The 16,006-nt window shown below is 64.6% G+C and carries 22 protein-coding genes; 18 read left to right on the top strand and 4 right to left on the bottom strand.

Annotated elements, in window-relative coordinates; translation table 11 throughout:
• The 15 genes from GSQ79_RS15650 to GSQ79_RS15580 all read left to right on the top strand — a co-directional run.
• Positions 1–214, top strand: a 214-nt coding sequence (locus tag GSQ79_RS15650; RefSeq protein ID WP_158809633.1) for a hypothetical protein, incomplete at its 5' end; no start/stop codon positions are given.
• The gene (locus GSQ79_RS15645) at positions 214–582 is read left to right on the top strand and encodes a hypothetical protein (protein ID WP_158809632.1); all 369 of its coding nucleotides are present in this window, start codon (positions 214–216) and stop codon (positions 580–582) included. The genes GSQ79_RS15650 and GSQ79_RS15645, both read left to right, overlap by 1 nt.
• Entirely contained in the window at positions 579–974 is a 396-nt protein-coding gene (locus GSQ79_RS15640) for a VVA0879 family protein (protein ID WP_158809631.1), read from the top strand. Before GSQ79_RS15645 ends, GSQ79_RS15640 begins: the two co-directional genes overlap by 4 nt.
• A complete protein-coding gene (locus GSQ79_RS15635; RefSeq protein ID WP_158809630.1) occupies positions 971–1,234 on the top strand; it encodes a hypothetical protein in 264 nt (87 codons plus the stop codon). The genes GSQ79_RS15640 and GSQ79_RS15635 overlap by 4 nt, the downstream gene beginning before the upstream one ends.
• Positions 1,231–1,494 carry a hypothetical protein gene (locus GSQ79_RS15630; protein ID WP_158809629.1) on the top strand — a complete coding sequence of 88 codons (264 nt, stop codon included), beginning with the start codon at positions 1,231–1,233 and terminating at the stop codon, positions 1,492–1,494. The genes GSQ79_RS15635 and GSQ79_RS15630 overlap by 4 nt, the downstream gene beginning before the upstream one ends.
• Positions 1,494–2,492: a YqaJ viral recombinase family protein gene (locus GSQ79_RS15625; protein ID WP_158809628.1), complete on the top strand. Its 999-nt coding sequence runs from the start codon at positions 1,494–1,496 to the stop codon at positions 2,490–2,492. Before GSQ79_RS15630 ends, GSQ79_RS15625 begins: the two co-directional genes overlap by 1 nt.
• A gap of 9 nt (positions 2,493–2,501) precedes the next feature.
• On the top strand, positions 2,502–3,266 hold the full coding sequence (locus GSQ79_RS15620; RefSeq protein WP_158809627.1) for a hypothetical protein: 765 nt from the start codon (positions 2,502–2,504) through the stop codon (positions 3,264–3,266).
• 56 nt (positions 3,267–3,322) lie between these two features.
• Positions 3,323–4,519, top strand: coding sequence for a recombinase RecT (locus GSQ79_RS15615; RefSeq protein WP_158809626.1), 1,197 nt, complete (start codon positions 3,323–3,325; stop codon positions 4,517–4,519).
• On the top strand, positions 4,519–4,857 hold the full coding sequence (locus GSQ79_RS15610; protein WP_158809625.1) for a hypothetical protein: 339 nt from the start codon (positions 4,519–4,521) through the stop codon (positions 4,855–4,857). Before GSQ79_RS15615 ends, GSQ79_RS15610 begins: the two co-directional genes overlap by 1 nt.
• Positions 4,857–5,105, top strand: coding sequence for a hypothetical protein (locus GSQ79_RS15605; RefSeq protein WP_158809624.1), 249 nt, complete (start codon positions 4,857–4,859; stop codon positions 5,103–5,105). The genes GSQ79_RS15610 and GSQ79_RS15605 overlap by 1 nt, the downstream gene beginning before the upstream one ends.
• A 2-nt stretch (positions 5,106–5,107) precedes the next feature.
• On the top strand, positions 5,108–5,869 hold the full coding sequence (locus tag GSQ79_RS15600; protein ID WP_158809623.1) for a hypothetical protein: 762 nt from the start codon (positions 5,108–5,110) through the stop codon (positions 5,867–5,869).
• Positions 5,862–6,461, top strand: coding sequence for a hypothetical protein (locus GSQ79_RS15595; protein ID WP_158809622.1), 600 nt, complete (start codon positions 5,862–5,864; stop codon positions 6,459–6,461). The genes GSQ79_RS15600 and GSQ79_RS15595 overlap by 8 nt, the downstream gene beginning before the upstream one ends.
• A 385-nt stretch (positions 6,462–6,846) precedes the next feature.
• Positions 6,847–7,695 (top strand): site-specific integrase, encoded by an 849-nt coding sequence (locus GSQ79_RS15590; protein WP_158809621.1) that lies wholly within the window; start codon positions 6,847–6,849, stop codon positions 7,693–7,695.
• 150 nt (positions 7,696–7,845) lie between these two features.
• Positions 7,846–8,085, top strand: coding sequence for a hypothetical protein (locus GSQ79_RS15585; protein ID WP_158809620.1), 240 nt, complete (start codon positions 7,846–7,848; stop codon positions 8,083–8,085).
• A 312-nt stretch (positions 8,086–8,397) separates the two neighbouring features.
• Positions 8,398–8,562 carry a Flp family type IVb pilin gene (locus tag GSQ79_RS15580; RefSeq protein ID WP_158809619.1) on the top strand — a complete coding sequence of 55 codons (165 nt, stop codon included), beginning with the start codon at positions 8,398–8,400 and terminating at the stop codon, positions 8,560–8,562.
• Positions 8,563–8,566: 4 nt separating this feature from the next.
• On the opposite strand, the gene GSQ79_RS15575 is transcribed toward GSQ79_RS15580, so the two are convergent.
• Both GSQ79_RS15575 and GSQ79_RS15570 read right to left on the bottom strand, forming a co-directional pair.
• Positions 8,567–9,016, bottom strand: coding sequence for a hypothetical protein (locus GSQ79_RS15575; RefSeq protein ID WP_158809618.1), 450 nt, complete (start codon positions 9,014–9,016; stop codon positions 8,567–8,569).
• A 94-nt stretch (positions 9,017–9,110) separates the two neighbouring features.
• Complete coding sequence (locus GSQ79_RS15570; RefSeq protein WP_158809617.1) at positions 9,111–11,228, bottom strand: S9 family peptidase; 2,118 nt, start codon at positions 11,226–11,228, stop codon at positions 9,111–9,113.
• A gap of 660 nt (positions 11,229–11,888) precedes the next feature.
• On the opposite strand from GSQ79_RS15570, the gene GSQ79_RS15565 reads away from it, so the two are divergent.
• The gene (locus GSQ79_RS15565; protein WP_158809616.1) at positions 11,889–12,305 is read left to right on the top strand and encodes a MucR family transcriptional regulator; all 417 of its coding nucleotides are present in this window, start codon (positions 11,889–11,891) and stop codon (positions 12,303–12,305) included.
• Between the two features lie 7 nt (positions 12,306–12,312).
• Here GSQ79_RS15565 and GSQ79_RS15560 read toward each other — a convergent pair whose 3' ends face one another.
• Complete coding sequence (locus tag GSQ79_RS15560; RefSeq protein WP_158809615.1) at positions 12,313–12,747, bottom strand: SufE family protein; 435 nt, start codon at positions 12,745–12,747, stop codon at positions 12,313–12,315.
• Between the two features lie 73 nt (positions 12,748–12,820).
• Positions 12,821–13,186, bottom strand: coding sequence for a hypothetical protein (locus GSQ79_RS15555; RefSeq protein WP_158809614.1), 366 nt, complete (start codon positions 13,184–13,186; stop codon positions 12,821–12,823).
• Between the two features lie 253 nt (positions 13,187–13,439).
• Between GSQ79_RS15555 and GSQ79_RS15550 the strand changes: the two genes are divergently transcribed.
• Positions 13,440–15,254, top strand: coding sequence for a PAS domain-containing sensor histidine kinase (locus tag GSQ79_RS15550; RefSeq protein WP_158809613.1), 1,815 nt, complete (start codon positions 13,440–13,442; stop codon positions 15,252–15,254).
• Complete coding sequence (locus tag GSQ79_RS15545) at positions 15,247–15,996, top strand: peptidoglycan-binding domain-containing protein (RefSeq protein ID WP_158809612.1); 750 nt, start codon at positions 15,247–15,249, stop codon at positions 15,994–15,996. The genes GSQ79_RS15550 and GSQ79_RS15545 overlap by 8 nt, the downstream gene beginning before the upstream one ends.
• Positions 15,997–16,006 lie beyond the last annotated feature (10 nt).

Raw genomic sequence — 16,006 nt, 5'->3', positions numbered from 1 at the left:
AGAGACCGACAAGACGGCACATCTGGCGGCGCAGGTCCTGGCGGATGCGGCCTGGGATGGCAGCACGGCAGACGAGATCAACGCGATCTTGCTGGAAGCCGACATCGAACCGGCGGCAATCGAGGCGCTGCGCGACGACATCATCGCCGTCTCGATCCGAGCGCGGCGGAACGCCTACTACCGCGAGAAATGTCACCGCTGGAGCATCATCTGATGGCCGATACCCCCTACGACGCGATCTGCGACAGCATCGGCGCGGCCGAAGAGCTCGCCAAGAAGCTGCGCCTGGTCGATCAGAAGATCGAAGACCTGTTCACGGCCCTGCCGAAGGACGCGATCGCTTTCGTCGAATGCGATCAGGCTGGCCTCGATCTGTCGCCGGTTATGCAGACGCTGGATCTGCTGCAGATCTACCTGCAGGCCAAGCTCGACATCCTGGAAGAGCCGACGAAGGCGAACCCGTTCGAGCACGCCACGATCCGGATCAAGGACAAGCCGTGGATCCGGCCGGCGGACGCGGCCAAGCACAAGGCTTGGGATGCGGGGGCCGGGCGCGGCGGGGCTGAGGCGGTGTCGGCATGAAGAAGATGCTGATCGACGACGCTCGCGCCGCGCTTAGTGCCCAAGGCGTCTCACCCAGAAATATGGCCGCGATCTGCCCGATCTGCGGGACCATCCAGTCGATGGCGAGCTTGGTGCGCGCCGGTGCACCGAAGGACAAGGTCGAGGATTATTTCGCCTTCAGCTGCGAAGGACGCTTCACCGGCGTCGGACCGCTGCCGTCTGAAAAGGACCGTTCCGCTGCCGCGAAGGCGCGCCGGTCGCAACGTGGCTGTGACTGGACGCTCGGCGGCCTCTTCTCGCTGCACAAGCTGACGATCGTCTACCCGGACGGGAAGGAACGGCCGTCATTCCAGATCGCGACGGCCGAGCAGGCGCAGGCGCTGCGGGATGAGCTGGCGGTGTCGGCATGATCGGCTCGCTCAACGGCTTCCGCCTCGTCTCCAGCGATATCATGGTCGACACCGTCGAGGACTGGTCGCGCGTTCGCTCGCCGGGCCGTGCGCGCCGCCGCCGCTGGAAGCATCGTCAGAACATCGTCCTTTGCGGCGTCCCGAAAACCGAAGTCCTCATCATCGATGCGACGCCGTTTCAGCCAGCGATGATCGTCGGTCATCCGACCGTCATCGCGGCGCTGGTCGAGAAGACGAAGCTGGCAGGAGAAACATCATGAAGCGGACAGCTTTTGCGATCGTCATCGCCGCAACGGCGTTCCTCGCCGGCTGCAGCGACGAAGACAACGCCAGGCGCCACCTCGCCGACCAGGGCTACTCCAACATCGTCCTGAAAGGCACGCCGTGGTTCTCCGGCTGCAGCAAAGACGATTTCTACGCCGACGAATTCGAAGCCACTTCGATGGCCGGCCGCCGCGTCAGTGGCGTCGTCTGCGCGGGCATGGGTTGGGGCAAAGCCACCACGATCAGGCTTTACTGATGAGCGCCACCTCCAAACTCTCCCTCCGCCTGAAGGCCGCGCTGCCGAAGGACTCAGTCCGCCATCCCGTGACGGATCGAGATTCTTGGCTCGCACTCCGCCGCCAAGATGTGACCGCCTCGGCGATCGCAGCCTTGCTGCAGGAACATCCATATTTGACGCGGCTCGGCCTCTACGCGCTGAAGACCGGCCAGGCGCCCGACGCCGAAGCCGAGCCTCTGATCACAGACACGAGCATATCACTGCCGCCGCTGATGCGCGGCACCGTGCTGGAGACGATCGCGCCGACGCTGATCCTGATGCTGCGGCCGACGTGGTCGGTCGAACCCTGCGGATATTACTATCGAGAAGCGGCTTCGCGCATCGGCGCCACACCGGACTTCATCGCGATCGATCCGGCCCGGCCGGGCGTCGGCAGCATCCAAGTGAAGACGACCGACCAGCAGACCTTCCGCAAGGTCTGGCTGCAGGAGGACGGCAGCGTCACGCCGCCGCTCTTCATCGTGATCCAGGCCGTCGTCGAGGCCGTGCTTGGCGGCTTCAGCTGGGCTCAGGTCGGCGTCATCGTGTCTGGCGCCACGCTTGACCTGCACTTGATCGATATCCCGCTACACCTCGGCATTATGGCGCGCCTTCGCGTCGAGACCGCCGCATTCTGGAAAATGATCGAAGCCGGCGAAATGCCGGAGGCCGACTACGGACGCGACGCCGAGGTCTTGGCCGCGCTGTACCGCGACGACAACGGGCAAGAGCTCGATCTCCGCAACGATAACCGTCTCCCGGCCCTGCTCGCCGACCGCGACGACAAGAAGGCCCTGATCAAGATCGCGTCCGAACACGTCGAAGAGATCGACACCGAGATCAAGGCGCGCATGGGCCACTACGAAAAGATCCTGATCGCCGGCGGCCGCTCCGCGACCTGGCGCACGGAACAGCGCCGCCAACGCTTCGTCCCTCAGTCGGAGGGCCGCGTCCTCCGTGTTTCAGCTGCTCGATAGGAGAGTTTGATGCTCGATCTGCTCAACAAGGAAGCGACCGCCGGCCACAACCTGCCGCCGACGGCCGCCGAACGTCTCGCGATGACCTACGCCGAACTGCTGGCCGATGCGGAGAAGATCGAGGACCGCGCCGCATCGCTGCCGGCGAAGGTCGCGAACGACATCGATCTCGGCCGATACGGGCCGGTCGTAAAGGACGCCCGCGCCCTGGCGAAGAAGCTGGAGGGAAAGCGTACCGAGGAGAACGAGCCGCATCTCACGGCGCAGCGCGAGCACAACGCGTTCTTCGCGGTCTTCACCGAGCGGCTAACTCGGATCGCGAAGGACCTTGAGGGCCGGGCAACCGTCTACAACGACGCCAAGGCCGCCGAGGCGCGCCGGATCCTGGCCGACCAAGCGCGTAAAGCGCGCGAGGAGGAAGATCGCCAGCGGCAGATCGCGCAGGAGGCTGCCGAGAAAGACCGGCAGGGCGCCGTCCTTCGACACGAGGACCGCGCCGACGAGGCCGCCTCGCGCGCGGTTCGTCTCGAAGCTGCCGCCAACGTGAAGACGGCCGAGCTGACGCGGGTCCGATCCGATAGCGGTGTCGTCGCCACCAGCCGCACGTCCTGGAAGGGTGAGGTCGTCGACATCGGCAAGATCGATCTCGAGAAGCTGCGGCCGTACCTGCCGCTCGACGCGCTGCAGAAGGCGTTGAACGCTGCGGTGCGCATGGGTCTTCGGGATTGCCCGGGCACCAGCATCTTCCAGGATAGCAAGGCGAGCTTCCGGTAGCCGGCCGCATCTAACGCACCGCGCCGACAGGCGCTCCAACCTCAGAAGAGACCGACATGAACACCGCGTCCGCCACCAAACCCGTCCAGCGTCCCGCCGCCGTCCCGCCGCAGAACGCCAACGCCGTCGTCACGGCCGGCGACAACTCGACGCCCGCGAAACCGCAGGGCGTCGGCGAAGCGCTGATGGCGCGGTCGTCGCAGTTCCAGGCTGCGCTGCCGGCACACATTCCGCTCGAGCGCTTCATGCGCGTCGTCATGACGGCGGTCCAGCGCAACCCTGATCTAGCCCATGCCGATCGTGCCTCGCTCTTCACGTCGGCAATTCAGGCTGCCCAGGACGGCTTGCTGCCCGACGGCCGCGAGGGCGCCCTCGTCATCTACAATTCGAAGGTGAAGGAAGGCGGCAAAGAGATCTGGGTCGCCAAGGTCCAGTGGATGCCGATGGTGGCGGGCATTCGCAAGAAGGTCAGGAACAGTGGCGAGATTTCGACCTGGGAGGTTCAGGTCGTCCACGCCAACGACCATTTCGAGTTCGAGCTCGGCGACGACCCCTTCATCAAGCACCGCCCGTTCATGGATGGTGACCGCGGTCCGATTATCGCGGCCTATTCCGTCGCGACCCTGAAGACCGGCGAGAAGAGCCGCGAGGTCATGACGAAGACGCAGATCGACAAGGTTCGCGCCGCGTCGAAGTCGAGGGACAAAGGACCCTGGGTCGATTGGTACGACGAGATGTGCCGCAAGACCGTGGCGCGCCGGCACTCCAAGGTCCTGCCGATGTCGACCGACCTCGACGATGTGATCCGGCGCGACGACGACCTCTACGACATGAAGGGCGCCCGCGAGGAAGCGCAGATCGCCAACGGCGGCCGGCCGCAGTCGCTCGCCAGCCGGCTCGATGTCCTGGCGAACGCCGCCGGGCGGGAGAATGCGCCGCCGGTCGAGCGCGAAACGGCCGACGAACCCGCCCACGACCCCGACACCGGCGAGATCCAGGACGAGGCCGCCGGTGGTACCGTGACCACGGCAGACGCCGGCGCCGATCAGCAGCCGGGCGGCGAGACGATGGTCGATCCGGCCAAGGCCGCGCTGATCGAAAAGCTGACCGCGAAGGCACGCAAGGGGACCAAGGCCCTCAAGCTCGGCATCGGCGGCATCAGCGATGCCGAAGAGGAGATGCTCACCGACGAGGATCGCGCCGCCCTCGACGAGGTCGCGCTGCGGGCGGACGACGCGCGCGAGGTGGCGTGATGTCCGAGGCGACCACCACGGAACAACAAGACGCCGGCTGGGAATGGGCGATCGTCGAGGTCTTCGGTCATCGCCGCCATGCTGGCCGGACGCGCGAGGAAGAGCGTTTCGGCGCCAAGCTTCTGCGCATCGACATTCCGGTGAAGGGCGATCCGGCCGCGAACGGCTGGGAGACGATTTTCTACGGCGGCGCCTCGATCTTCTCGTTCGCGCTTTGCACCGAGGAGGCTGCGGTCAGGGCCAACAAGCCGTATGAGCCGCCGGCCCGGTACTCGCTGCCGCGGCCCGAAGAGGATGACGGCGACCAGGGCGACGACCACGAGCAGGAGCCGTTCTGATGGATGCCCAAGCCAACGCCGGCAGCGCCATCGCCGTCCCTATGGACCGCTTCACCAGTGCTGGCCCGGGGCCGTGGTGGTTCGTCCATCACCCCGATGGCTTCCTGATCGAGTGCGGGGAGCAAGGCCGCGCGGAACAGATCGCGCGCGAGATCAACGCCGGGCGGGCCTCCCTCTTAAATCTGCGATTGTCTCACGGGGCGCCGGAGCCCGGGACGACCGAAGTTCATCTTGGACCGGAGTTCTGACGATGGATCAGACCGCAAAAACCTTGGCACCTACGGCGACCCCCGCCGCGCAATGGCGCGAGCGCGGCGAGGCTGACCCGCACGGCGACCGCTATAACTGCCTGCGCGAGCAGACGCTCGGCGGCCACATGTCAGACGACGAACTCGCGAACCACGTCTACATGGACGGCCTCGACGAGCTAGACATCATGCCGGGCTTCCCGGCGCGAGAGTACGGCCGCGAGGCTCGGCTCACCATGGCGAAGGATCGTATCCGCTGGTTGTCCCGGCAACTGGTCGCGGCGTTGGCGCCGCAAGCCAAACCCGCACGTCCCTTCAGCACCTACCCCGAAGACCACGAGAAGATGCTCGCGCTCTGCACCACGGTGCTGGAGCGCCACGTCGACGCCGACAAATCCGCGCGTGCCGCCAGCAAGTTGGCCGATCTTGTAAAGGCGATCCTGGAGGATGAACAGGCGGCGGAAGGCGAGCGGCGGAAAAGCGGCTTCGAGGCACCGGCCTGGAGCATCCAACCCTCAAAGTTTGGCGACTACCTAGACATCCGCATGCCGAGCGGTACCGACACGATCATCGTCGCGGTCGATCGGAAGCGGCACGAGCCGGAGCGGGTGATGTTGCCGCACCAGCTATACGTCAAGACGGCGATCGAGATGATGGGCGCCGCCGAGGCGATCACGGTTTTTCCGTATCGCAACACTGACAAGATCGAGATCGCCGCCGAGGCTTTGAAGGCTGCCATCTCTGAGGGAGCCGCGCATGGCTGACGCGACTCTCACCCCAGTTTTCAAAGCCGAACTCCGCGCGATCCTCGCCGGCCTCGACGTCGACTGCGATGCCGACACGTTCTCCCAGAACTACCAGGTCATGTGGAAGGGGCTTGGTGCGGCGCTTGACGAGGTGGATGCAAAGGACGCCGAGATCGAGGCCGGCAAGACCTTGATTGATCGGCTGATTAGGGAAGCGCAATTCTGGTCCGGCGAAGCCCGCGCGCACAAGGGCACCGTGCACGAAGCTTATCAGGCGGTCAGCGGCGCCACGGGCGAGCCCGGCAATTGGAACGGTGCCGTGCCGATCGTCAACGCGCTGCGGGATCTTCGGGACCGCGCCGACAAGGCCGAAGTCGCCCTAGCCGAGGTGAAGGCGACGATCCTCGCCACCAGCTTCTTCCGGCCCGGCGTCTTCGAGCAGGACCTCCGGCTTCACCCCCGGTACCGCGCCCTCGTCAACGAAGGCGACATGCGCACGGTCTACGTGAACGAAGGCAGCTGGATCATGTTCGAGATCCTGCGGGATCAGCTGCGCGCCGAGGCCGACGCGCCCACTGCACCCGCCACCCAGGGAGTCACGCCTCCATGAAGCTCCCCGATCTCTTCCCTCTGCCCGACGTCGCCCGGCGCTTGCACGTGACGCCGCGCCGCCTTCGTGAGCAGCTCCGATTGAGGCCGATGGGCCGCAAGCTCGGTCGACAGATCCTCTTCACCGAGGCTGACGTCCTTTGCCTTATTGCCTCGCTCGAAACCGTTGGAGGCCAGCCATGCGAGCGGATCTCAAACTCGTCCCGCCGAAGCTCGGTCGGACGTCGTTCTATCACATGCGAGGCTCATACCTCGGACACAACGTTAACCGAAGCACTAAGGCTCGCGACCGAGCGACCGCCAAAAAGGCCCTCGACGCGCTCAAACGACAAATCGAACGTGGTGAGTTTGCCGAAGAGGCAGGACCGACGTTCGCGAGCGCAGCCATGAAATACATGAATGACCAGGGCGAGCGCCGCTTCTTGGCACCGATTCTCGTCGAGATCGGCCACATGCCTCTAGCGAAGGTCGACGGCGACCTCATCGAAAGCACGGCGGCCATGCTGTATCCCGATGCGTCGCCGGCTACCCGAAATCGGCAGGTCTACACGCCGATCATGGCCGTGCTGGCCAAGTCAAAGATCGCCATCGTCGTCGACCGGCCGAAGGGCGCCAACGGATCTCCGCGTCAGGACTGGCTGACGAAAGAGGAAGCCGCGAGCCTTATCGCGGCGGCTTGGGCGAAACATCCCCGATTCGCAGCACTAATCACATTCTTGCTCTACACCGGCTGCCGTCTGTCAGAAGGCCTGCGACTTCAGGTCGCAGACATTCATTTTGATGAAGCCTATGCCAACATCGGGATCACGAAGAACGGGAAGCCGCGCGGGGCCTATCTGCCGCCGGCGGTCTTGCAAGCGATTCGCCTCGCGCTCGCCGAACCCGGGAACGCGACATGGCTTAGGCCCGAATCGCCGCGGACCCAGGGATCGGTCTTCTGTCTGACGAAGTCCGGCGCGCTCTACCACCTACTAGCCGAGACCGAATCGGCAGCCGGCGTGACGATCCCGGAAGGCGTCTCGTTCCACATCTTCCGCCACTCGTATGGAGCCTGGTGCCGTCGCTACGGCAAGCTTGACCGCGCCGGCATGGTCGCGACCGGCGCATGGGCATCAAGCCAGGGCGCAGCCAGCTACGACCACATCGAGATCAGCAGCGCCGCGCGTGCCGTCGACATGTTCCCGGGCGCCGCCGGCGAGGCGACCCCGGTTCTCAAGCTCATCGGAGAGGTGTGATGGACTCGTGCAACACTCGTGCAGATACCGCACTCGTGCGCTCTGTAAATCCTTGCCCTTCACACGGGAGGGGTCACAGGTTCAATCCCTGTCGCGCCCACCATCCGCTCGAGGCGGCTGCCGAATCTCTGAGCGCTACAATCCGCCTTCATGCAGAATGGCGACGGCACCGTCGATGAACCCTTCGACCCGCCGCTCGGAAATCCCGCTCTCCTGACCGAAAAGATCGACGGCCTTGCAGCCCAGCGTCTCGGTCAATACGGCAAGATCGCGGCATTGGCGCGCCCGAAGCTGCTGCACAAGGCGAAGGCTGCGATAGACCGCGTGTTCGTTGGCCCAGTCGACACCGCAATCCCAGCCTTCCTCGAAATCATCGACAACGAGATTTGAGAGAGGGGCGTCACTCCACGATACGTCACTCGATGTCTGACGGCTGGTCTGAAGGTTGGTCATCAGGGGCTCCCGTAGGCGCGCGGCATGATCGAACAACACGGCTGGCATTCACAATGTTGCAGCTTAGCCGGAGCCTGCCGCAAATTTAGTTGAAGCGTTCACGTCAGGCCGCGCGTCGCTAGGGATGGCTGCATCGTCCCTGGCGCGGGGCTAAGCGGAGACATCCCACCATGGATTTAACACCACTGAAAGGTTGGCTATGCACTTTACCGGCGGCATCATGACGGTGTCCTTTGTTAAAGGAGCATCATGACGATGCTGTTCAAGCGTTTTCTGCAAGATGAGTCGGGCGCCACGGCCATCGAATATGGCCTCATCGCCGGCTTGATCGCAGTCGTCATCATCGCGGCCGTAAAGACCACCGGCAGCCGCCTGAGCACGAAATTTCAGGCCGTCTCGAACAATCTCACCTGATCCGTTACGTGAAGCGCCAGCCATCGAGATAGGTCAGCACGTTGCGCAGCACGGTGATGAGATCGACATCCACGCCGTCCGGGATGGGATCGCGCTTGCCATTGTCCGGTTCGACGGCGAGATGCAGCGCGAAGCGGACCTCCTGCGTCGCGCCGATCGTCTCGTTGGCCTCGAGAAAGCGCACCGCTTCGCGGATCGGCGATTCCACGGCTTCCCGATCGTAGGGTTCGAGGTTGCCGCATTGGGAAACGTAGAAGGCCAGGCGCAGCGCCTCGATGACCTCGGGCAGCGTCGTCGGCGCATGCGCCACGAAGCGTGCGAAATAGGTCGATCCCTCGTTGGCCAGACGATGCGCGTCGGTCGTGTCTCCTCTCTCGGCCGCGGCATCTTCGGCGGCGTGAAGAGCCAGCAGGCTGCCGATCGTAAAAGGGACTCGGTGCGGCTTGAGAGACATAGCGAAGCTTTATAACGCGATCAGCCCTGGCCGAAAGACGAGCAGGAAACATTTTTTCCGGCTGGCTCGAGCGTCTGCAGCGGGCGGCGCCTGCTCAGGATGACGGCGCCAGCCCGACGCAGGCAAGCGCGAACGCATATTCCTCCGCCACTTCGCCAAGCCGGTCGAAACGCCCGGAGGCGCCGCCGTGGCCGGCCCCCATGTTCGTCTTCAACAGGATCGGCCCGCCTGCCGTCATCGTCGCCCGAAGCCTGGCCACCCATTTCGCCGGCTCCCAATAGGTCACACGGGGGTCGGTGAGGCCGGCCAGCGCGAAAATCGGCGGGTAGGTCTTGGCTGCTACGTTGTCGTAGGGCGAGTAGGCGCGGATCGCTGCGAAGGCCTCGGGACTCGCGATCGGATTGCCCCACTCCAGCCATTCCGGCGGGGTCAGCGGCAGATCGTGGTCGAGCATCGTGTTCAGCACGTCGACGAAGGGCACGTTGGCGATGATGCCGGCAAACAGCTCCGGCGCCAGATTGGCGATCGCCCCCATCAGCATGCCGCCGGCGCTACCGCCATGCGCCACGATGCGTCCCTGCCCGGTGTATCCCTCGGTGATCAGATGCCGGCCGACGGTCAGAAAGTCGGAAAACGTGTTGGGTTTGTTCGCCAGCTTGCCGTCGAGATACCAGTGCCACCCCTTGTCCGTGCCGCCGCGCACGTGGGCCAGCGCATAGACGAAGCCGCGGTCGACCAGCGACAGGATGTTGGCGCTGAACGACGCGGGCAGCGGATGGCCATAGGCGCCGTAGCCGTAGAGCAGCAGCGGGGCGCTGCCGTCGAGCGCCTGCCCCGCCTTGTGCAGCACGGTGATCGGCACGCTCGCGCCGTCCGGCGCGGTGGCGTAGAGCCGGCGCGTCACATAGGCGGCGGCGTCGTGCCCGGAGGGAATCGTCTGCCGCTTGCGCAGCACGCGCTCGCGGGTGCGCAGGTCGTAATCGAAGGTCTCGCGCGGCGTGGTCATCGAAGCATAAGTAAAGCGCAGCGTCGGCGACGCGAATTCGTAGCGCCCCTCGAACCCGAGGCTATAGGCCTCCTCGTCGAAGGCCACGCTGTATTCCTCGCCCGACGCGAACGCGCGGACGACGATGGCCGGCAGGCCGTCCTCGCGGTCGAGCCGGACGAGATGGTCGGGATAGACGGTAAAGGACACGATGATGCGGCCGCGGCGATGCGCGACCTCGTCGCGCCAGTTGGCCCGGCCGGGCGCGTCGAGCGGCGCGCTGACGATCTTGAAATCCTCGGCGCCATCGGCATTGCAGCGGATGAACAGCCGATCCCCGCGATGCGCCACGGAATAGCGGAGATCCGGCGCGCGCGGTTCGACGCAGCATGGGCGCGCCGCGTTGTCGGCGAGATCCAGCAGGTGGCATTCCGAGGCGTTGTGGTCGCTGACCTTGATGATCGCGAAAGAGCCGGACTGGCTGCGGTCGATGCCGACGAACCAGGCGGGGTCGAGCTCCTCGAACACCAGTTCGTCTTCGGCCCGGCCGATCAGGTGGCGAAACACCTGCGCTGTGCGATGGTTGTCGTCGACCCGCACGTAATAAAAGCCGCTGGAATCGGCCAGCCAGACGATGCTGCCTTCGCTGTGCTCGACGGCATCCGCCAGATCGACGCCGGAGACCAGATCGCGGATGCGAATGGTATAGAGTTCGGAGCCCTTGGCATCGACGCTCCAGGCGAGCTTGCCGTGGTCCGGCGCATGAACCGCATCGCCGATCGAGAAGAACGGCTGGTCACCGCGCTCGTGGTCGCCATCGAGCAGGATCGCATCGTCGCCGTCCTCGCCGCGCTTGCGGCAGATCAGCGGCTGCTGTCCGCCCTGACGGTAACGCGTGTAGTAGAGCCAGGGTCCGTCGGCGAGCGGCACGCTGGAATCGTCTTCCTTGATGCGGCCGCGCATTTCGCCGACGAGCGTTTCTGTGAGATCGGCGAGCGGACCGAGAAGCCGGCTGCTGTAGGCATTCTCGGCGTCGAGAACGGCCCGGATCGGTTGCGGCAGCGTGGCGGGATCGCTCAAAACCGCCTGCCAGTTCTCGGCCCGCAGCCACGCATAATCGTCGGCAAGCGTCTGGCCATGGACGACGCGGGTCGTCGGCCGGCGCTCCGCGACCGGCGGCAACAGGGCTGGATCGAACGCGAAAGACTTCAAAGTGCCGCCGGACATTGGACCTGCTTATCGGAAGGCTGGATGGGCATCATGCGCCGCGCCCATCGGCGCATGAATAGGCTCTTCACCGCGACTTCGTCCACACCGCGGTCGGCGAGACTCGCGCGAAGGCGAGTTGCCCGCCGAACAGTTGCGCGCACCAAGCTCGTGCAGTCCACATATCGTATTCGGCAGCAAAAAACGTCCGCCCGCAGGTTGTAACCGAGCAGCGGACCGTACGTGACCCCATTCGATCGACCAGCTGGACCTGGGCGCCAGTATAAGCTTTGGTCGACGCTTCCCCGGCTACAATCGTAATGATCGGACGAAACCGCCTTACCTGCTCGCCAAGTCCACCCGGTCACGCAATTGTGCTCGAAGGTCAAGATATTGCGAATACATCAAAATTTATGAATTTCTCCGTTACAGGCAGCGGCGCTATCGCAATATCAATACAAAGAAAAGCCGATATCCATGACGTCTTGATCATAAACCAACTGATATTTTCGGTTTCGTACTTGCCGCGATTACCGTTTCATCATAGATATCGCGTGGGCGGAATGCAGAATCAAAACGACTTTGGAGTAGGCGAGAGGCGTGCCGTCTTATGGTACTGCCGGTCAGGGCGGTAGTCTGTGATCTTTGCCGAAACGGTGCGTTAGATGGGGTCGCGCGCGCATGAGTGAATTGTCTTTGACGGAAAACTACATTGAATTGGCCGCGGATATTGTCTCTGCCTATGTCAGCAACAATTCGGTGCCTGCGAGCGACCTGCCCGCGCTGATCGCGGAGGTTCACACCGCTTTGAGCCGCGTGATGGGCAGTTCGACCGCTCCCACCGTCGAGGCGTTGAAGCCGGCCGTGCCGGCGAAAAAGTCGATCACCAGCGAATTCATCGTCTGTCTGGAGGATGGCCGGAAGTTCAAGTCGCTGAAGCGGCACCTGCGGACCCAGTACAACATGTCGCCCGACGAATACCGCGAGAAATGGGGCCTGCCGCCGGACTATCCGATGGTTGCGCCGAACTACGCGAAGGCGCGCTCGAACCTGGCGAAGCAGATGGGGCTCGGCCAGCAGCGTCGGCGCAAGCGCTAACCGCGCGTCATACGCTTGGCGCCGCGGCGGCCGAGCGGGCATCCGTCTTGATGCGTTCGACCATGGCGCGCACGCCATTCGACCGCTGCGGCGTCAGATGCGCTGACAGACCGAGTTTCTGAAACAGATCCTGCGCGTCCGTCGCCAGGATGTGCTCCGTCGTCTGTCCGGAGTACAGCGCAAACACCAGGGCGATCAGCCCGCGCACAATATGCGCATCGCTGTCGCCGCGAAGGTTTAGCGTCACGCCATCGGCGCTCGGCGCGACCGTGGTCTCGACCCAGACCTGGCTCGCGCAGCCTCGCACCTTGTTATGATCATTATGGGCGACCGCATCCAGCGGCTCGAGTTCGCGCCCGAGCTCGATGAGATAGCGATAACGATCATCCCAGTCGTCGAGGCTCTCGAAGTTGTCGACGATCTCGTTGAGGTCTAGCGCCACGGTAAATTCCAAGCCTTGCCCGCGAGCCCAGCGGCTCCGAAGCCGCCCTTCCTACAGTCTATTGCGCGCAACGTCAGCCTCTCGGCGTTGTCGCGGCTTTCGGCAGGATATGGCGCCGCGGATCCGTGTGGGGAAGAGGATATGTCGCCCGCAGGGCGCTGAGGGCGCCGGCATCTTCAGGCGTGTCGTCGCTCTGATTGGCGACGATGAGCGCCGTCAGCTGGGCGGCATCGGAAATACACTGATCCGCGCTTTTGACGCACCAGGCCCGAACCTGGCTGACGGCGGCATCCTTCGCCGCGCTGGCGATCTCAAGGCCGCCCTGCACGACGGCGTCGCGCAGCGCATGGGGTTGCGGCGGCTGCGACGCATCGACGGTCCAGGCCATGGACGAGAACACGATGGAGAGCCAGAAAACGGATCGGATGAGAAAGAACACGCCGGTGGACCTTTGCCCGAGGGACACGCTTCGGATTTCGCGATCCTAGGCACCGATCGCGAAACTTCTCACCAATTCCGACGGGCTTATTTGAACGGTTGCATTCACCCTTCAGTCACCATGTTCGGGCGCGGTTCCTGCCATCCGCCAAAGCAACCAGCGGCTTAGCGTTCATTTAAGGCGGCGATGCCACTATCGCGAGGTCGATCATCCCCGGACCATGGGACGATTCGGCGCGTGGAGTACCAGTCTCGTGATTGCCAGCCAGAGCATCGCCGCTCTCATAGCCGCTCTGATCCATCCGTCGGCGGCGACCGTTGGCCAGGACCGCGCACGCCATCAGACCTTCATCCTGCGCACGCTGATCCTTGTCTTTCTGGCGCTCGCCGTCGCGCCGTTCTTCCTCGCGTTTCACGGCGCCCCGACGTCGGCGCAGACTGCCGTGTTCGGGTTCTGCCTGGCGCCCCTCGGGGCCGTCATGCTGGTGTCGAAGACCGGTCGCCTGACCTTGGGCCATCTGATCTGCGTCTGCTGTCTGATCGGCGCCGGCATCACGCTCGCCATCGCGACGCAGGCGAGCCTGGCCTGCGCTCTTGCCTGGCTGATCGTCGCGCAGACCGAAAGCCTGCTCTCCTTCGACCGCAAGCTTGTGCTCTGGACCGCCGTTGTCTCGGCCCTGTCCTTTTGTGGTCTTGCCGCGGCAGGTCTGACCGGCTGGATCGCGCATCCCGGCGCGGCCGTTCACGGCGACCTCTTCGTCGGGGTCGCGCTTGCTTATGCGATCGCGAATGCCGCCTGCATCGTCGGTCTGCGCACGCGAACCCGGACGGCGGCGCAAGCCGAGCACGGCCGGACGAAAGCCATCGCGGATGCGGTCGGCGACCTCGTCGTCTCCTACGATCGTCAAGGCGCCGTCGACTTCGTGAGTCGCGATTGCGCCCGACTGTTCAATATCCGCGGCGACGATCTCCTCGGCCACGGCCTGTTCGAGCATGTTCACGTCGCCGATCGCCCGATCTTCCTCAAGGCGATCGCGGACGCGGCGCATCAAGCCGGCACGGCGACCGCGACGTTTCGGCTGCGCAGCGTCGACCCGGAGCCGCGGCGCGACGGCGGATACGACGCAACGTTCCTCTGGATCGAAATGCGCGCCAACCGGCTGCCTGGTTCAAACGCCGGCGTGGTCTCGCTGCTGCGCGACGTTACCGAGACCAAACGCGACGCGGCAGCGCTTGAAGCCGCACGCGAGGCCGCCGAAACGGCAAGCCGGTCGAAAGATCATTTCCTCGCCAACATGAGCCACGAATTGCGGACGCCGCTGAACGCAATCATCGGTTTTTCCGAGATGCTCGGCGATGCCGACCTTCGTCCGAAGGATCCCGCCAAACAGAGCGAATATGCGCGGATCATCCATCAATCCGGTCAGCACCTTCTGGCAGTCGTCAATTCCATGCTCGACATGGCGAAGATTCAGTCCGGCACCTTTTCGATCGATCCCGAGCCCTTCCTGGTGATGCCGCTGATCGACTCCTGCTGCGAGATCGTCACGCTGAAGGCGCAGGAAGGCGGGGTCGAGATCGTCAAGACGGCGGCCGGCGCGCTCGAGTCCGTCGTCGGCGATCGTCGCGCCTGCAAGCAGATCCTGATCAATCTGCTCTCCAACGCCGTGAAGTTCACGCCCGCAAACGGGCGCGTGACCGTCGTGGCGAAACCCGAGGGCACCTCGCTGTCCATCTGCGTCAGCGACACCGGGATCGGCATCGGGCCGGCCGATCTCGCCCGCCTCGGCGATCCGTTCTTTCAGGTGAAGTCGGCCTTCGACCGTCCCTATGAAGGCACCGGACTTGGCCTGTCCGTCGTGAGGGGTCTCGTCGGTCTCCACGGCGGCACGATCGCGATCGAAAGCGAGTTGGGCCATGGCACGAGCGTCACCATCCGCCTGCCGCTCGACTGCCGCTTCGTCACGCCCAACGCAGGTTCGGCGACTATCGAGACCCTGCCGCGCCGCCGCGCGTCCGATCGCTTTGCCTCCCCGCCGCATGCCACCAGGGTGAAGAAAATTGCGTAACGCCGTAGCCCACTTCGATGACGACTTCGCGTTCGACGCACCGGCGCGCAAGCCCAAGGCGCCGCGCAAACCCCGTGCACCCGGCGCCAAAAAGAAAACCGCGTCGCGCAGCAAAAAAGGCAAGACGCGCTATCTGCATTATGCCGCCATCGGCCTGAGCGGCAGCCTCGTCGTCGGCATCATGATCAATGCCTTGGCGCTGCAGCACAGCCGCCATCCCGCGCCGCTGTTCGGCAAGGCGATCCCGTTCGGCCCGCCCGCGGCGACGGTCGCCGCCGAGACGCCGGCCGCCGTGCCCGTTCCGCCGAAGCCGGTCGAACAGGTCCAGGCGCCGACGCCGGCGCCCGCCGCGCAGCCCATGCCCGCACCCGTCCAGCGTCCGCATCACGCGGCGGCGGAGACGGTCGTGCCGACAGCCAAGCCGAAGCAGGACGACGCGATCGCCAAGCTCCTGAAGACCGCGACGCCGCCGGCCGCAAGCGAGAAGACGCCAGCGAGGGTCCCAGACAAGGCGCAGGAGAAGGAAAAGGCGCAGGAGAAGGAGAATCCGAAGACCGTCATGGCGGCGCAGCACGCCCTGATGAAGCTCGGCTTCGTCATCAAGCCGAACGGCACGTTCGGCCCCGCCACCAAAGCGGCGCTCGAGACCTTCGAACGTGATCAGCACCTGCCCGTCAAAGGCGAGATGAGCCGCAAGATCCTCAAGCAGCTGAGCGCGGAATCCGGCGTCGCAATCGACTGAACGAGTTGAC

Origin of the sequence: Beijerinckia sp. L45 (assembly GCF_009765775.1) — a bacterium.
Classification (GTDB): Bacteria; Pseudomonadota; Alphaproteobacteria; order Rhizobiales; family Beijerinckiaceae; genus RH-AL1.
Note: the sequence above shows the minus strand (reverse complement) of the source record. Positions and strands in the feature narration are given on the sequence as shown.

What these genes read in the sequence shown, in the direction of transcription:
- GSQ79_RS15615 (WP_158809626.1), top strand. Translation starts at nt 3,323, where the DNA reads ATGAACACCGCGTCCGCCACCAAACCCGTCCAGCGTCCCGCCGCCGTC.
- GSQ79_RS15600 (WP_158809623.1), top strand. Translation starts at nt 5,108, where the DNA reads ATGGATCAGACCGCAAAAACCTTGGCACCTACGGCGACCCCCGCCGCG.
- GSQ79_RS15635 (WP_158809630.1), top strand. Translation starts at nt 971, where the DNA reads ATGATCGGCTCGCTCAACGGCTTCCGCCTCGTCTCCAGCGATATCATG.
- GSQ79_RS15630 (WP_158809629.1), top strand. Translation starts at nt 1,231, where the DNA reads ATGAAGCGGACAGCTTTTGCGATCGTCATCGCCGCAACGGCGTTCCTC.
- GSQ79_RS15590 (WP_158809621.1), top strand. Translation starts at nt 6,847, where the DNA reads ATGAAATACATGAATGACCAGGGCGAGCGCCGCTTCTTGGCACCGATT.
- GSQ79_RS15645 (WP_158809632.1), top strand. Translation starts at nt 214, where the DNA reads ATGGCCGATACCCCCTACGACGCGATCTGCGACAGCATCGGCGCGGCC.
- GSQ79_RS15605 (WP_158809624.1), top strand. Translation starts at nt 4,857, where the DNA reads ATGGATGCCCAAGCCAACGCCGGCAGCGCCATCGCCGTCCCTATGGAC.
- GSQ79_RS15570 (WP_158809617.1), bottom strand. Translation starts at nt 11,228, where the DNA reads ATGTCCGGCGGCACTTTGAAGTCTTTCGCGTTCGATCCAGCCCTGTTG.
- GSQ79_RS15585 (WP_158809620.1), top strand. Translation starts at nt 7,846, where the DNA reads ATGCAGAATGGCGACGGCACCGTCGATGAACCCTTCGACCCGCCGCTC.
- GSQ79_RS15565 (WP_158809616.1), top strand. Translation starts at nt 11,889, where the DNA reads ATGAGTGAATTGTCTTTGACGGAAAACTACATTGAATTGGCCGCGGAT.
- GSQ79_RS15625 (WP_158809628.1), top strand. Translation starts at nt 1,494, where the DNA reads ATGAGCGCCACCTCCAAACTCTCCCTCCGCCTGAAGGCCGCGCTGCCG.
- GSQ79_RS15640 (WP_158809631.1), top strand. Translation starts at nt 579, where the DNA reads ATGAAGAAGATGCTGATCGACGACGCTCGCGCCGCGCTTAGTGCCCAA.
- GSQ79_RS15610 (WP_158809625.1), top strand. Translation starts at nt 4,519, where the DNA reads ATGTCCGAGGCGACCACCACGGAACAACAAGACGCCGGCTGGGAATGG.
- GSQ79_RS15575 (WP_158809618.1), bottom strand. Translation starts at nt 9,016, where the DNA reads ATGTCTCTCAAGCCGCACCGAGTCCCTTTTACGATCGGCAGCCTGCTG.
- GSQ79_RS15580 (WP_158809619.1), top strand. Translation starts at nt 8,398, where the DNA reads ATGACGATGCTGTTCAAGCGTTTTCTGCAAGATGAGTCGGGCGCCACG.
- GSQ79_RS15620 (WP_158809627.1), top strand. Translation starts at nt 2,502, where the DNA reads ATGCTCGATCTGCTCAACAAGGAAGCGACCGCCGGCCACAACCTGCCG.
- GSQ79_RS15595 (WP_158809622.1), top strand. Translation starts at nt 5,862, where the DNA reads ATGGCTGACGCGACTCTCACCCCAGTTTTCAAAGCCGAACTCCGCGCG.